The sequence below is a fragment of the Variovorax gossypii genome (assembly GCF_003965815.1).
In the GTDB taxonomy this organism is placed as follows: Bacteria; Pseudomonadota; Gammaproteobacteria; order Burkholderiales; family Burkholderiaceae_C; genus Variovorax; species Variovorax gossypii.
Map to the genome: position 1 here is coordinate 194,126 of NZ_RXOE01000005.1, position 13,709 is coordinate 207,834.

Here is a 13,709-nt window from a genome sequence, read left to right on the forward strand (position 1 = left end):
CTCAGGCGAACCCGTAGGGGCCTTCGAAGGCGCCGATGTGGCTCACGTGGCTGACCATGCCGTGCGCCTTGTCCCACAGGTGCAGCATGCAGCCGCGCGGCCCGATGTGGGATTGCGGCGGGGCCTCGGGGGCGAGCTGCAGATCGATCTCGGTGGTGGTGCTCGGGCAGGTGCACACGACGGTGCCGGCCCAGCGGCGCAGCATGGTGCGGTGCACGTGGCCGCACAGCACGAGTTCGACGTTGGGCGCGGCGCGCACCACATCCTCGAGCTGCTGCACCTCCATGTAGCGGTACGTGTCCATGTAGGGGATGCCGCTCATGAAAGGCGGGTGATGGAGCATCAGCACCGTGGGCCTGACCGTGTCCTGCGCCAGCGTGCGGGCAAGCCATGCGAGTCCCTGGGCATCGATGTGTCCGTGGTGCTTTCCTGTGGGGCACGAGTCGAGCCCGATGAGACGCACGGGATGGTCCTCGACGCACCAGTGCAGCGGCCCTTCCCTGGGAAGGTAGGGCTGGTCGCCGAAGGCCGCGCGGAAGTTTTCGCGGTGGTCGTGATTGCCGGGGATCACCAGGAAGGGGATGCGCGTTGCCGCGAGCAGCTCGCGCACCATCGCGTACTCCTCGGGCCGGCCTTCGTCGACGAGGTCGCCCGTGATCAGCAGCAGATCGGGGCACCGGTCCAGTGCATGCACATGCGCAAGCGCTTCGTTGAACATGCGATTCGAATTCGCGACGCCCTGGTAGAGCACGCCTTCGGGCCGGATGTGCGGATCGGACAACTGCGCAATGAGCATGTGACTCCTCGACGAACAGGCCGTCATGGTGTTGTCACGAAAGGCGTGCAGCCATACGCCCGATGGCGTAGCGGAGGAAAGTATTCACGACGCACTCAACGCAATGGCTTTGACGTAAAAACGCGCGCTGATCGACATCGGACCGTTGCGATCGAGGAGGAATGGAATCATGAATTCGCCACGTCTCGCGCCTGCTGCGACGGTGATGACGCACCGCGAGGGCGATGTGCTCTACGCGACCCGGCAGCCGCTGCAGCCGTACCCGCCCACGCTGCTGGACCACCTCGACACATGGGCACGCGATGCACCCGAGCGCATGTTCCTCGCGCAACGCGAGGACAGGGACGAGGCCTGGTGCAGCGTGAGCTATGCCGAGGCGCACGAGCGCGTGCACGCCGTCGCGCAGGTGCTGCTGCAGGAAGGCGCATGCGCCGGCTCCACGCTGCTGCTGATCGACGCGAACTCGATCACGCACGCGCTGCTGTCGCTTGCTGCGATGTCCATCGGCGTGATCGTGCTCCCCATGTCGCCCGTGCACCTGCAAAGCGCGCAGGGACTCGCGCGCATCGAAAGCGTGGCCCAGCGCGTGCGCCCCGGCCTGGCGTACATCGCGGATGCGGGCGCCTGCCGCCCTCCGCACGGCGAAGCCGCATCGTGCCGCTGGCTGTCGGCGGGCATGCTCGCCGGCGCCGTGGCGCACGATGCCGATGGCGCGACAGGCGAACGCCTTCGCGAACACAGGGCCCGCATCGACGCGGACACACCGGCGAAGCTCCTGCTGACCTCCGGCTCGACAGGACTGCCCAAGATCGTGATCCACACGCAGCGCATGCTCTGCGCCCAACAGCAGCAGATGGCACAGCTGTGGCAGTTCCTCGAGGACAGCCCGCCCGTGCTGTGCGACTGGCTGCCGTGGAACCACACCTCGGGCGGCAACAACAGCTTCAACATGACGCTGCGCAACGGCGGCACGCTCTTCATCGACCAGGGCAGGCCGACGCTGAAGGACATCGGGCAGAGCATCCGCAACCTGCGCGAGGTGTCGCCCACCTGGTACACGAACGTCCCCCTCGGTTATGCGGCGCTGCTGCCGCATCTCGAGGCCGATGCTTCCTTCGCCGAAGCCTTCTTCCGCCGGCTCGACCTGCTGGTGTACGGCGGCGCGCCGCTGCCCGCCGAGCTCTGGCGTCGCATGGACGCGGTGTGCCGCCGGACCACCGGGCACGCCGCGCGCTGGGCCAGCGGATGGGGGCTCACGGAGACCACATCGACCTCGGCCATCACGCATTTCGAGACGACGGGCACCGGCGAGATCGGCCTGCCGCTGCCGGGCATGAGCTTGCGGCTCTCGCCGCGCCGGGGCCTGTACGCCGTCGCGGTGAAGGGCCCCAACGTCACCCCCGGCTACCTGGACGACGATGAACGCACGCGCGAGGCGTTCGACGAGGAGGGGTTCTTCCGCACCGGCGATCTGGTCTCGTTCGTCGATCCCGCCAACCCCGACGCGGGCCTGCGCTACGAAGGGCGCTCCAGCGACGAATTCAAGCTCGGCAGCGGCATCTGGGTGGTGCCGGGGCGCATCAAGGCCCAGCTGCTGTCGCACACCGGCCCGCTCGTGCAGGACGTCGTGGTGGCCGGCTCCGGCCGGCTGCGGCTGGTGGTCTTCCTCTGGCTGAACGCCGAGCTCGTGCAGCGGGACTTCGCGGCCCCGGCCGACGAAGCGCTCGGGCAGGGCGAGGACAGGGCGGCGCTGCTGCGCTTTCTCGAGGAGGCCGTGGCCGCCTACAACGCCGTTCACACCGGATCGAGCGAGTCGCTCGCGCGGGCCTGCGTGCTGATGGAGCCGCCGAGCGCGGCCTTCGGCGAGCTGACCGACAAGGGCACGATCAACCAGCGCCGCTTCCTCTCGCGCCGCGCGGACCTCGTCGAGGCGCAGTATGTGCACGCGGCGCGGCAGCCGGGCTCCGTCGGATTCGCGGCGGGCGAGGCCGCGTCCCCGCTCTGCGTTGCCGCCGCATGCTGAAGCCCGTCCGCGCCATGCCGGGCGCCAAGGAATTCATCGTGCTGGCCGCGGCGGTCATGTCGGTCAACGCGGTGGCCGTCGACACGCTGCTGCCGGCCCTGGCCGAGGTCGGCGCCGCGGTGAATGCCGGCGAGGACAACCGCCGGCAGTGGCTGATCACCGCCTACCTGATCGGGTTCGGCGTCTCCCAGCTGGTCTACGGCACGCTGTCGGACCACTACGGGCGCAAGCCGTTCATGCTCCTGGGCTTGTCGCTCTATGCGGCTTTCGCGGGGTTGAGCGTGCTGGCATCGGACTTCGGCACTGCGGTGGCACTGCGCGTGCTGCAGGGATGCGGTGGCGGCGTGAGCGTGCTTGCGCTGTCGATCATCCGCGACCGTCATTCGGGCGAGGAGATGGTGCGCGTGATGTCGCTGGCCTTCATGCTTTTTCTGGGGGTTCCGATCTTCGCGCCCTCGCTGGGCCACGCGATCCTGGCCCTGTCGTCATGGCAGTGGGTGTTTGCCGCGATCGCGCTCTTCGGCGCGGCGCTGCTGCCGTGGGTGGCGCTGCGCCTGCCCGAGACGCTGCCGCGCGAGCGCCGGATGCCGCTGTCGCCGCGCACGGTGGCGCAGGCGATCGGCTGCGTGCTGCGCCAGCGCGATTCGCTGGGCTACACGCTGGCGTCCACCGCGCTCGTGGGCGCGCTCTTCGGCATCGTCACGTCGGGCCAGCAGCTGTTCGCGAACGTGTTCCGCGCACCCGAGGTGTTTCCCCTGGTCTTCGGCACGGTCGCGACCTGCGTCGCGCTGGCGGCGCTGCTCAATGGACGCGTCGTGGGACGTTTCGGCGCCCGGCGCACCTCCCACCTGGCGCTGATGGGCTACCTGTTCGTCGCCTGCGTCCACGGCGCCGTCGCATGGTCGGGCATGGAACGGCCATGGATCTTCACGGCGCTGCAGTCCGCGCTGATGTTCTGCTTCGGCCTGATGCTCGCGAACTTCGGCTCGCTCGCCATGGCGCGGCTCGCGCACATCGCAGGCACGGCCTCCGCGGTCCAGAGCCTGGTGATCAACGTCGGCGGCGCACTGATCGGCATCTTCATCGGGCAGTCGTTCGACGGCACCGCGGTACCGATGACGCTGGGCTCGATCGCCAGCGGCTGCGCGGCGCTGGCGATGGTGCTCATGGCCGAGCGCGGACGCCTCTTCCAGCCGGTTGCGGCGGCGCTGCCGGCACAGGTGGCGGGATGACCGCACCCACCATGCCATCGGCATCCCGTGCCCTGAGAGCGCCCAACGTGGAGCCGGCGCTGCTGCAGGGACTGCACGAACTGATCGCGGACCTGAACATGGCGGATGCCGACCTGCAGGACCGGCCCCGCGTCGAGATCGCATGCACCAGGCAGCAGGTGGCCCTCGCCGCACAGTTGATGGCGCACGCCTTCGTGCACAACCGGGACAAGGGGTGGCTGGCCTGGCTGCCTCCCTCGGAGGTGGCGCGCGTGCGTTGCGGCGACAGCGGGCGGGCCCGGAAAAAGATCGCGCGCGTGATCGACTACCTGTGCATGGCGGCGACCTTCGAAGGAGGGCTGGTGCTGCTCGAGTCCGCGCAGACGACGCAGGGACGCGAGGTCCGAGGCGCATCGCTGTGGGGGCTCCCGCCGGCCATGCCCCGCCCCGAGCCCTGGTGGCACCTGGCGGCGTTCGGCGCCCCGGCTGCGTTGCGCAGCTACGGGCCGTTGCGCGCGGCGGCCGCGGCGGGTGCCGCGAACGCGCTGGTGCGCGCCTCGCTGCAGACGCTGCGCGAGCAGGGTTTTCCGCAGCGCTGCATCTACGCCCAGATGGGATGCGTGCGCCCGGCCCACCAGGGCCGGCGCGTTTCGCGGCGCATGTTCGAACCGTTTCGCCTGCTGGCCGACCGCTTCGACCTCCTGTACCGGCTGGAAAGCAGCAGCCCCGAGACGAACGACCAGCGGGTCTTCTCCAACTTCCGCTTCGAGAAGATCGGCGAACACCGCTTCGGCGCATCGCGCTTCAACAGCGTTGGCCCCTACACGATCAGCCTGATGGTCAGAAGACCGCAGCCCGAGATGCCATGCCGCTGACCTTCCACCCGGTCGATCCCCTGGACGAGGCTTTTCGGGCGCGATGGAATGCACGGGTCGCCGAGAAGGAGCTCTCGCTCGATCCCGATTTCCTGCAACTGCTGGCCGATGCCGACCCCGGGGTTACCTATCACTTCGTACAAGCCACCGACGCTGCGGGGCAGGTGCGCGCGCTCGCCTGCTGCTCGGTCGCCGAGATGCGCGTGATGCGCTTCGTCCCACTGCGCGTGCTGGTGCTGGGCGGCACCGTCGCCGCGGGCAAGGCCTACTGGTTCGACGCCGAGGCGCTGGATTTCGCCGGGTTCCTTGCCGGCTTCGAGGCGTACGTGAAGACGGCGATCCGCTGCGACATCCTCGTGCTCAAGGAGTTCTCGCCGGACTCAGACGTTGAGCCGATGCGCTCGATGTCCGATGCGGGCTTCATCACGCACATGTGCTACGACCGCAGCCGACTTGCGCTGCCAGCGGGCGGGGGTATGCAGGACTTCCTGGATTCGCTGCCATCCAAGAAGCGGAGGAACCTGCGACAGGTGATGGAACACGGCGATGCGGCAGGCCTGGAGGTCAAGGTGCACCGGAGCTTCGATCACCTGATCGACACGGCTTACGCCCTTTACCTGGCCGTGAACGCGCGTGCCACGGAAGCACGCACGCCCGCGTTGCCGCACCGGCTTTTCGCGGCACTCGGGCGGCTCGATGCCGCGCGGATGCTCACGATCTCGCAGGGCGAAAGGACGGTGGGGTTCGGCCTGTTGCTTCACCAGCGCGCAAAGCTCAAGTGCCTCGTGATCGGCATGGACTACGAAGTCTCGCGAGAACTCCAGCTCTGGTATCAGGTCGTCGCGCGTTCGATCGAGTACGCAGCGAGCAGCGGCTGCACCTGCGTCGACCTCGGATCGACCAACCACAGCATGAAGCGCAAGTTCGGCGCGCAGCACGAAGACATCTGGATCGCCGTGCGCCACCGCAGCCGGTGGCTCACGCGGCTTCTCGCGCCTCTGATCCGCCACACCCTGGCTTCGATCTATCGACCCGCGGGGAAGGGGGCGGCGGCCACTTCCGACGGCCGCTGATCCCGTCGCAAGGAGGCACCATGTACCGCACGATCATCTACGCCATCCCTTTCTTCGCCGTGCTGATCGCGTGCGAGTTTGCCTGGGGGTGCATCAAGCGGCGCAACACCTACAGGCTCAACGATTTCATCAGCAACCTGAGCCACGGCTTGCTCAGCCAGGTGGTGGCCGTGTGCACGCCGTTCTTTCAGATCGGGTTCTATACGGCTGTCTTTCCGTTCGCCTCGCGCTGGTCGAGCGTGGAGTTCTGGAACAGCTGGATCGGACTCCTGGCCGCCGTGATCCTGTTCGACTTCTGCAACTACTGGGTGCATCGCGCGGGCCACGAATGCGCGGTGTTCTGGGCGGCCCACGCCGTGCATCACCAGAGCCAGGACTTCAACCTCTCGATCGCGCTAAGGCAGGGGAGTGCGGTCGCGATCCTGGGGTGGATCTTCTTTCTGCCGATGGCGATCGTCGGCGTGCCGCCCAAGTACTTCGGCATTGCGGCGATGGTGCTTCTTCTGTACGGCTACTGGGTACACACCGAACACGTCGGCAAGCTCGGCTGGTTCGACCATGTCTTTTCCTCGCCATCGAACCATCGCGTGCATCACGCCGTCAACGCCGGATACCTCGATCGCAACTACGGCGCCTTGCTGGTGGTGTGGGACAAGCTCTTCGGAACCTTTGCAGAAGAGCGCGAGCCGTGCATCTACGGCACGGTCAGGCCGCTCGACAGCTGGAATCCGCTGCGCGCGCTCCTGAACGTCTACGTCACGCTGGCGCGCACCGCATGGCATACGCGCAGGTGGAGCGACAAGCTGCGCGTATGGCTGAAGCCTCCGGGTTGGCAGCCAGCCGACATGGCCGAGAGATTTCCCATCCAATTGAAGTCGCCGGATACGGTCAGGCGCTACGACCCGGCACTCACGCCTGTCCAGCAGTGGACCGCCATCGCGCAACTCGTTCTCTGGCTTGCAGCCATTCTCCTGTTCCTGTGGCACGCGGATGCCGCCTCGTTCTGGACCAATGCGGCGATGCTCGGCCTGACCGTCGCCGGGTTTTGGGTTACCGGGGCGGTGCTGGAGTCCGCCATCCGTGTCCGCTGGGCGTGGGGCCTGCAAACGATGCTCCTGAGTCCGGCGGTTGCATATATAGCTGGGCGGTAGACGCCGAAACGCGGGCGCCTGCGCCTAGCTCTCTCCAACAATACGGAATCGTTCTGCAGCCCTTACCAAAAGGGTCACCGGTGCGAGCACTTTGACATGTGGCAATATGCCACATACAGTTCTACCATGGCACAGTCCATCCGTGTTTCAGACGAGTTGTACAGCTTGGCGCAATCGACCGGCCAAGCTCTTGGGCGCCCCATCGCTCAACAGATGGAGCACTGGGCGCGCTTGGGGGCCGCCCTCGAGGCAGCGGGCATCAGCGCAGCATCCGCGATGCATCTCCTGGGAGCGAAGGGTTCTGCCGACGAGCTTGTCTCTGTGGCCTTGGGCAAGCTCCAGATGTCCGAATCCGAGCGGATACGAATGCTTCATATGAGTGACGCCGATCAAGTTGCCAACGGCAAGCGAACCGCCAAGAGCCTCTTCGTCGTGCGCAAGGAAGCACTGGAGGGATTCACCTTCAAGCGACAAATCGATCCAGAGCCGACGGAGGGCGAGGGTTGGTAAAGCCGACAGGAAAGGAGGCCGACACGCCTCCGGGCGTTTTTCTCGCGTTGATCAAGGTCGCGGGTGATGACATTCACATCGGTTGCCAATCCTTGGCGCTATGAGTCGAGCGCTATGGAATCGGCCTTCCGGAAGGCATCGCAGCCATTTCACGCGATGTTGATTTTCTGACCGATTCAGCGGGTGCACGGGCAAGCGTGTTTCGGTATGCCGATGCGCTAAATGGCCAGACCTTCTTTCCCAGTCCGCGCGCCATGACATCGCTCGTTGGCCAGGCGTTTCGTTTCCTCCCGGATGACGAATACATCAACGTCGATGTGCTGTGGAGCTTGATAGGACTGACTCCAGAGCAGGTGCGGGCCAGAGCGGTCACGGTCGAGCGCGCGGATGTTTCATTCCGGATCATGCATGAGCTTCACGTCTTGCGCAGCAGGCTTGTGAATCTGTACGAGCTGAAGGAGAAACAAGACAGCAAGGGGGAGATGCAACTACGCTTGGCAATAGACGTTGCACGCGAGTTCCTGCGCGCGGAAGCTGCCAAGCATGACACCGAGGCCACGCGCACTGGACGAAGCCCGTTGCAGGCGCTGTTCAAGGAAGTCGCGAAGCTCGCCATTGACGATGCCGGAAAAAAGGTCGCGTTGCGACATGGCATCCATGTGGCCGACGCACTGGATCCATCACTCATCCCCGGTGGTCCTTTCTGGGATCGACAGTGGCCGCAACTCTCGCGACTCATGTCTCCCACCTATCGCGCATTGTTTGCGCCGCCTGGCAACGACAGTTGACGAGCGCGTCGATGCTCATGGTTGTTGATTTCCATGGAATCCTGCCCCCTTCACAAGTGGCGCCGCATGGTCGACGCGGGAGGCATCGCATCGAAGGCCAGCGACCAGCAAGCAGAGTTCGTCTCGCTCACGCTGGCTCCTGGCCCCGCTGTCGCAAGCGACATCCACCTCGAGCTTCGCCGCGAACAGGCTGCAATCGAGAACCCCAAGCTGGTCGCGATTTTGAGGCCGCGCGACCGTGCAAGGCCTCGAAGTGGCGCGGAATCTATCGGTGCGAAGGAGGGAGAAGAGGAACTGATCGGTATTGAATGTCTGGTACCCGACATTCAATGCATTCTCTATTTTTAAATAGTGAACAATTTCCAACCGTCGAGGGCGTGACGATCTCGGCGGCGGTCGTTCCGAGGGTTACCATATTCGCCAAGGGCGATTTCCCTCAAGACGCATTTCGGTTGCATCGGACTTTTTCTTTCTTGGACAGGTCATGAGTGGGCCGTTCGGACGTCAACGGTCCCATCCGCCGGAACAGAGCCCAGTCGAAGCCGTATTCCGTGCGGTCAATCGCAGGTAGAGGACATCGCAGGCTCTCAGCCTAAAGAAGGGGCGTCGGCGTCTCCGGGCTGCCCAGGTTCATGCCCTGCATTCGGTGCCTCTGGCCGCGCGTACTGGGGCATGTAATCTCGCACCAATGCCTTCACAAGTTCCGCCTGCAGCAGGTCTTTCGAGCGCTTGCGGGGATCGCGCTTTGGATGGTTAGCCAGGGCACGCTTCACATCCGCAAAATCCAGGGGATGCATCGTGTCCATGAGTGCGATCTCACCGGTCGTGGAAACCACCATCTGGCTGAAGCGCAGTGAATTCAGAATCCTTTCGCCGGTGGAGGCCTGCTCCTCCGTGAACTGGTGTCAGCAAGATTGCTGTCTGCATCCCAGAGTGCAAGCCCTCTAGGCTGAAACGCCCACCGAGGTCAACCTTCTTTCCCGGCGTCGACCGCTCGCGGAATCAACGTTTTGTTCGCTTGGAACCTTCGAAAGCAGGGCCCCACACAGGGTGCTTGCGCTCGGCAACGTTCAATTCGAAATCCGGGAACGCGTCGATAAGCTTGCATCTCATATTCTGGTCGTGTCCCTCGCGAGCCACGCGCCATCTGTGACCTCGAGCCTCTCTTTGCCTTTCGGCCAGCCCTTCTCCCTGCTCTCCCTCCCTCCTCTCCTGTTCCCGTTCGGGCTCGTACGGGCAGCTCACCTGCGAGGACCGGTGCCCCACGCGCGGACGGACACACCATCCGGGGAATCGCGCTGGCGCTGGCTATCAAGAATGAGCGACGCGAAGTTCACCCGCTCGATGTCTCGCAAGGCATGCTCGCCTGACAACGCAGCTTGCGAAGACTTCTTCGGTCGGCTGAAGAACAAGCTGTTCTATCCTCGGGACTGGAAGAACGCCACCACTGAGCAGTTCATCGAGGCGCTCGACTCGCACATCCACTGGTACAACGAGAAGCGGATCGAGATCTCTCTTGGCTCTCTCAGCCCCATCGAATACCGGGTGAGCCTTGGACTTGTGGCATAAACCAGTCCAAGTTTTTATCCGCACCCCCAACCAGACTTCCGCTCAAGGCCCCACCGCGACATGGGCTTGGGTCAGAATGCGGCCAAAACCAAAAAAGTCACCGAGCACCTTCGACTGCCTCATGGGCAATTCCCCGCCCCCCTGAACAGGCCGCGCGCCGTGCGACCTCTCCCACAACGATCCTTCGCCAATTGGCTCGTTCCTATCGGGCTCGCCTGCCTGGTGTTGGCCTTGCAGGCGGGCGGCGAGCCGGTGTACGAAGTGCTGCGCTACGAACGCGCGGCTGTGCTCGGCGGACAGCCCTGGCGTCTTCTTTCGGCGCATGCGGTGCATCTCGGTTGGGTGCATTGCCTGATGAACGTGGGCGGGCTGGTACTGTGCGCCGCGTTCGCGGCGGGCACCCTCAGTTGGCGCGCCTGGGCCACCGCGATCGTTGTGCTGGCCCTCGGCGTGGGGATCCTGCTGTTGGTCGCATCGTCTGGGGCCACGAACTACGCGGGCCTGTCGGGCGTGCTCTACGGGCTGTTCATCTGGGTGCTGTTGCCGCGCGCCCGGCGTGGCGAACGCGTGGCCTTGATCGTCCTGGTCGCCATCCTTGCACGCATCGGCTGGCAGATGTTCCATCCGCCTGCGGAGGTGCAGCGTGCGCTGATCGGCGGCGAGGTGATGGTCGAGGCCCACCTGTACGGCGCCCTGTGCGCGCTGGCGCTCTGTCTCTGGCAGGGCGCGTGGACGTACTTGCGGCGGGCCTGAGCCGGCGCCGAGGCCAGGCCTCGGTGCCGGCTTCACCTCTTCAGGGCCGGCGGCGGCGGGCGATCGCAAGCGCCGCGAGGGCCGCCAGTGCGAGCGCGAGGTCGCCCGTGTCCAGCGATCCGCCGCTTCTGCGGAATGGGAAGGCGATCGGCATCACCGGAGGCGGGGAGGGGGGCTCCGTCGTCGGCGGTTCATTGTCCGACGTGTAGGACTCGATGTCGTAGGCGTAGAGCCTGACACTCGTGCCCTCCTTGGGGCTCTCCGCCTGCATGGCGACGAATCCGCCGACGGATCCCTGCCGCTGGCTGATGGCGTTCCCGGCGTCCCTGTTCGGCGTCTCGCCATCGCCTACTTCCTTCAGGACATGATGCTGTTTGACGCCGTCCTTCTCGGAGTACAGGAACATCTTCATCTCGCCGGACTTCGGGTCAATGGGCGTGTTGAACCACACGGCCTGATCCAGCGCTCTTTCGGCGATCTGCGAACCCTCCTGGCCGTTCGTCTGTCGCGTGATCAGCGAATTCTGACCCGCCACGACGGTGCCAGTCGCTCCGTTGCCTCTGAAGACGATGTGCGGGTAGGCGTTGGTGCCATGGATGAAGCTCTGCATTGTGTGCCCTTCCTGGGCCGCGTACGGTCCTGCGGCAGGGCTCTTCGCCTCCTCGAAGACGAACTTGAGGTTGTCCTGGGCCAGGGCGGGCTCGCCCGGGGGCGCATTCGAATTGCGCGATGGCACAAGGATGTCGCCACGCAGGACGACGGGCGTGCGCGACAGTGATTCCGGCGAGGCCGTGGTCGCGGGCTTGCTTCTGTTGGTCAACGCAGCGGCCTGCGTCTGTCCGTTGAAAGCCGACTCGCCGGATACGACCATGTAAGTCCTGCCGGGTTCGAATCTCGTGGCGAGTCGCCAGGCTTTCTCCGTCGACGCATCCTTTTGCAACCTCAGCCCGAAGGGACCGGCGATCGGGTCTTGCGGCTGCAGGACGAGCGTGGTGCGACCATGTTTCGGCACAGCCTTCGTTTCAGCGACGCCAGACGCCCTCGCCATGCCGTCGCTTCCATACGAGGTCTTGTATTGCTTGAATGCGGTCACGCCGTCGCTGAAGCGAACGTCCGCATAGGAGAAGGGCGCCTCCAGGGCGTTGGCGGCATCCATCCACCCGACGGTCATCTTGCCAAAGGACAGTACGAAGGTGGCCGTGTTCTCCACAGAGGCAGTGGCCGGTGCGGGCCCGCGCGCGGTCACCGTCACATGGCACGGCTTTCCGGGAACCACGGCGCAGTCGGGCGGATTGAACTTCATGCTCTCGACGGCAAACCCCGCGGGCAGCGAGACGTTGGCAGCGGTGAAGACGACGTTCTTCGTTCCGACCGGCACGTTGATGTCGATCATCGCCTGAGCGTTCTTGCCGCCCCAGGTCCTGGCCTTGAAGCTTTCTCCACCATAGCTGAAGGTCGCGGCGACCCCGTTCGGCGGCAAGCCCGCATCGATGAGGTACTGCTCGGGGTTCGTCGTGGCCCAGTACGCCTCCTTCGGCTGCCCGACGCCGGACCACGGATAGCCGTTGGTGTGATAGCCCGGGTCCGTCATCCCCCACCAGGTCACCCGGTGCACGCCGCCCTTGTACTCGGGGTGACGGCCTCCCGGGCCGGCGGCGTATTCCTTGAGCAGGCTGAAGAGCTTTGCGTACTGGATGCCCTGCTCCTCGAACAGGGCATCCATCTCCGGGCCGTTCTGGATCCGCTGGCCTTTGTCCAGGCCTAGGGTCGGTGCGAGATCCAACTCTGTCAGATCGACATTCACCCCGGTCTCGAGATAGGTCTTGATGGTCCTCTCGAAGGCATCCAGGTTGAGCCTCATGTCCCAGTGCCCCTGCGTGCCGATGACGTCGACCAGCGGCCTTGGATTCCCCTTCGCATCCAGAAGGATCCGCCCCTTGCCTGCGGCCGATTCGGCCGCGTACCGCTCATTAAATTCCTTGACCATCGAAGCGATCGTGGTGGCCTTCGAGGCTCGCTCGTTGTCGTTGAAGTCGTTGTAGTTCAGGATCGCGGTCGTGTTCTGGCGCGCGGCGTAGAAAGCGTCATACATGTAGTCCCAGCTCTTCCCACCTTTGGCGTAGGCCTGGGCCCATCGGGAGGGGCGCTCCTCGGGGCTGTAGCCGGTACGCAGGGCGTTTCTCCAGTCGGCGGGGTTGTCGGGGTTGTCCTTGAACGCTTCGTTGACGACGTCCCAGGCGTAGGTCTTGAACGGTTCCTGGTCGAAATGGCCGGCCACGGTCCGGATGTAGTACTCCAGATTCATCTTCGCCGTCGCGTAGTCCCACGGGGTTTCCCATCCGCCGCTCGCAGTCAGGACATTGGGGGCGGGCCACTGGGCCGACTGGTTATGCCAGACCAGCACGTGCCCGGTGACCTTGACGCCGCGCGCATTGGCCGCGCCGATGTCGGCGTTGATGCCCGAGGTCAGGTTCGTGAGGAAGTTCGGGGTCGGATTGCTAATTCCCCCATTCCAGAACTCCGGCTTCATCGCGTTGCCGGGCGTCACCACGTTGAAATGCTTCACGGTCATGGCGGCGACCGAGTTCTCGCCCGGCACCACGTCGGCGCCGAAGTTGCGCGCGTCGAGGTTGGTGCTGCCGATCAGGAAGTGGTTCTTGTACACGTCCTTCAGCGCCGGCCAATCGGCGGGGTTCGTTGGCCGATCGGCCGCCAGGGTGGCGTTCGCGATCACAAGTCCGGCTGGCAGCGCAATCAGGAGGCTCTTGATGTCCAGTCTGCCGAACATGATCCCGATACTCCTGGTGGTTCCGACGATCGGGAAGTTCTCGTTGCACGTGTTCCTTGATCTGCGCGAAGGCGGGCCGGCCAATGCGGACTGCTGTGCAGTCGCCAGACCCAGTGATCTGATTTTCATGATGTCTCCGGAACGGAATATGCGGGGTGCGGCGAACTTGCCG

General features: G+C 65.1%; 12 protein-coding genes and 1 pseudogene. 10 read left to right on the forward strand and 3 right to left on the reverse strand.

What is annotated here, in order from left to right; translation table 11 throughout:
• Nucleotide 1: 1 nt before the first annotated feature.
• Nucleotides 2-796 carry a phosphodiesterase gene (locus tag EJP69_RS19715; protein WP_126472185.1) on the reverse strand — a complete coding sequence of 265 codons (795 nt, stop codon included), beginning with the start codon at nt 794-796 and terminating at the stop codon, nt 2-4.
• A 169-nt stretch (nt 797-965) separates the two neighbouring features.
• Between EJP69_RS19715 and EJP69_RS19720 the strand changes: the two genes are divergently transcribed.
• The 8 genes from EJP69_RS19720 (at nt 966) to EJP69_RS19755 (ending at nt 8,775) form a co-directional block, all read left to right on the forward strand.
• The gene (locus EJP69_RS19720) at nt 966-2,819 is read left to right on the forward strand and encodes an AMP-binding protein (protein ID WP_126472186.1); all 1,854 of its coding nucleotides are present in this window, start codon (nt 966-968) and stop codon (nt 2,817-2,819) included.
• The gene (locus tag EJP69_RS19725) at nt 2,813-4,051 is read left to right on the forward strand and encodes a multidrug effflux MFS transporter (protein ID WP_206169360.1); all 1,239 of its coding nucleotides are present in this window, start codon (nt 2,813-2,815) and stop codon (nt 4,049-4,051) included. The genes EJP69_RS19720 and EJP69_RS19725 overlap by 7 nt, the downstream gene beginning before the upstream one ends.
• A complete protein-coding gene (locus EJP69_RS19730; RefSeq protein WP_126472187.1) occupies nt 4,048-4,905 on the forward strand; it encodes a hypothetical protein in 858 nt (285 codons plus the stop codon). The genes EJP69_RS19725 and EJP69_RS19730 overlap by 4 nt, the downstream gene beginning before the upstream one ends.
• Nucleotides 4,896-5,978: a GNAT family N-acetyltransferase gene (locus EJP69_RS19735; RefSeq protein ID WP_126472188.1), complete on the forward strand. Its 1,083-nt coding sequence runs from the start codon at nt 4,896-4,898 to the stop codon at nt 5,976-5,978. Before EJP69_RS19730 ends, EJP69_RS19735 begins: the two co-directional genes overlap by 10 nt.
• Nucleotides 5,979-5,998: 20 nt before the next feature.
• On the forward strand, nt 5,999-7,129 hold the full coding sequence (locus EJP69_RS19740) for a sterol desaturase family protein (protein WP_126472189.1): 1,131 nt from the start codon (nt 5,999-6,001) through the stop codon (nt 7,127-7,129).
• 126 nt (nt 7,130-7,255) lie between these two features.
• Nucleotides 7,256-7,639 carry a TA system antitoxin ParD family protein gene (locus EJP69_RS19745; RefSeq protein ID WP_170217179.1) on the forward strand — a complete coding sequence of 128 codons (384 nt, stop codon included), beginning with the start codon at nt 7,256-7,258 and terminating at the stop codon, nt 7,637-7,639.
• Between the two features lie 254 nt (nt 7,640-7,893).
• Entirely contained in the window at nt 7,894-8,427 is a 534-nt protein-coding gene (locus EJP69_RS19750) for a hypothetical protein (protein WP_126472191.1), read from the forward strand.
• 66 nt (nt 8,428-8,493) lie between these two features.
• Nucleotides 8,494-8,775 (forward strand): hypothetical protein, encoded by a 282-nt coding sequence (locus EJP69_RS19755; protein WP_148112196.1) that lies wholly within the window; start codon nt 8,494-8,496, stop codon nt 8,773-8,775.
• Between the two features lie 239 nt (nt 8,776-9,014).
• On the opposite strand, the gene EJP69_RS19760 is transcribed toward EJP69_RS19755, so the two are convergent.
• Nucleotides 9,015-9,293 (reverse strand): GSU2403 family nucleotidyltransferase fold protein, encoded by a 279-nt coding sequence (locus EJP69_RS19760; RefSeq protein ID WP_338067649.1) that lies wholly within the window; start codon nt 9,291-9,293, stop codon nt 9,015-9,017.
• A gap of 430 nt (nt 9,294-9,723) precedes the next feature.
• Between EJP69_RS19760 and EJP69_RS19765 the strand changes: the two are divergent.
• Both EJP69_RS19765 and rrtA read left to right on the forward strand, forming a co-directional pair.
• Nucleotides 9,724-9,996: pseudogene (locus EJP69_RS19765) on the forward strand (IS3 family transposase); the annotation flags it as partial.
• 60 nt (nt 9,997-10,056) lie between these two features.
• On the forward strand, nt 10,057-10,749 hold the full coding sequence (gene rrtA / locus EJP69_RS19770; RefSeq protein WP_126472194.1) for a rhombosortase: 693 nt from the start codon (nt 10,057-10,059) through the stop codon (nt 10,747-10,749).
• Nucleotides 10,750-10,789: 40 nt separating this feature from the next.
• Here the strand turns inward: rrtA and EJP69_RS19775 are convergent, their stop codons facing one another.
• Nucleotides 10,790-13,666, reverse strand: coding sequence for an endo-1,4-beta-xylanase (locus EJP69_RS19775; RefSeq protein ID WP_126472195.1), 2,877 nt, complete (start codon nt 13,664-13,666; stop codon nt 10,790-10,792).
• Nucleotides 13,667-13,709: the final 43 nt, after the last annotated feature.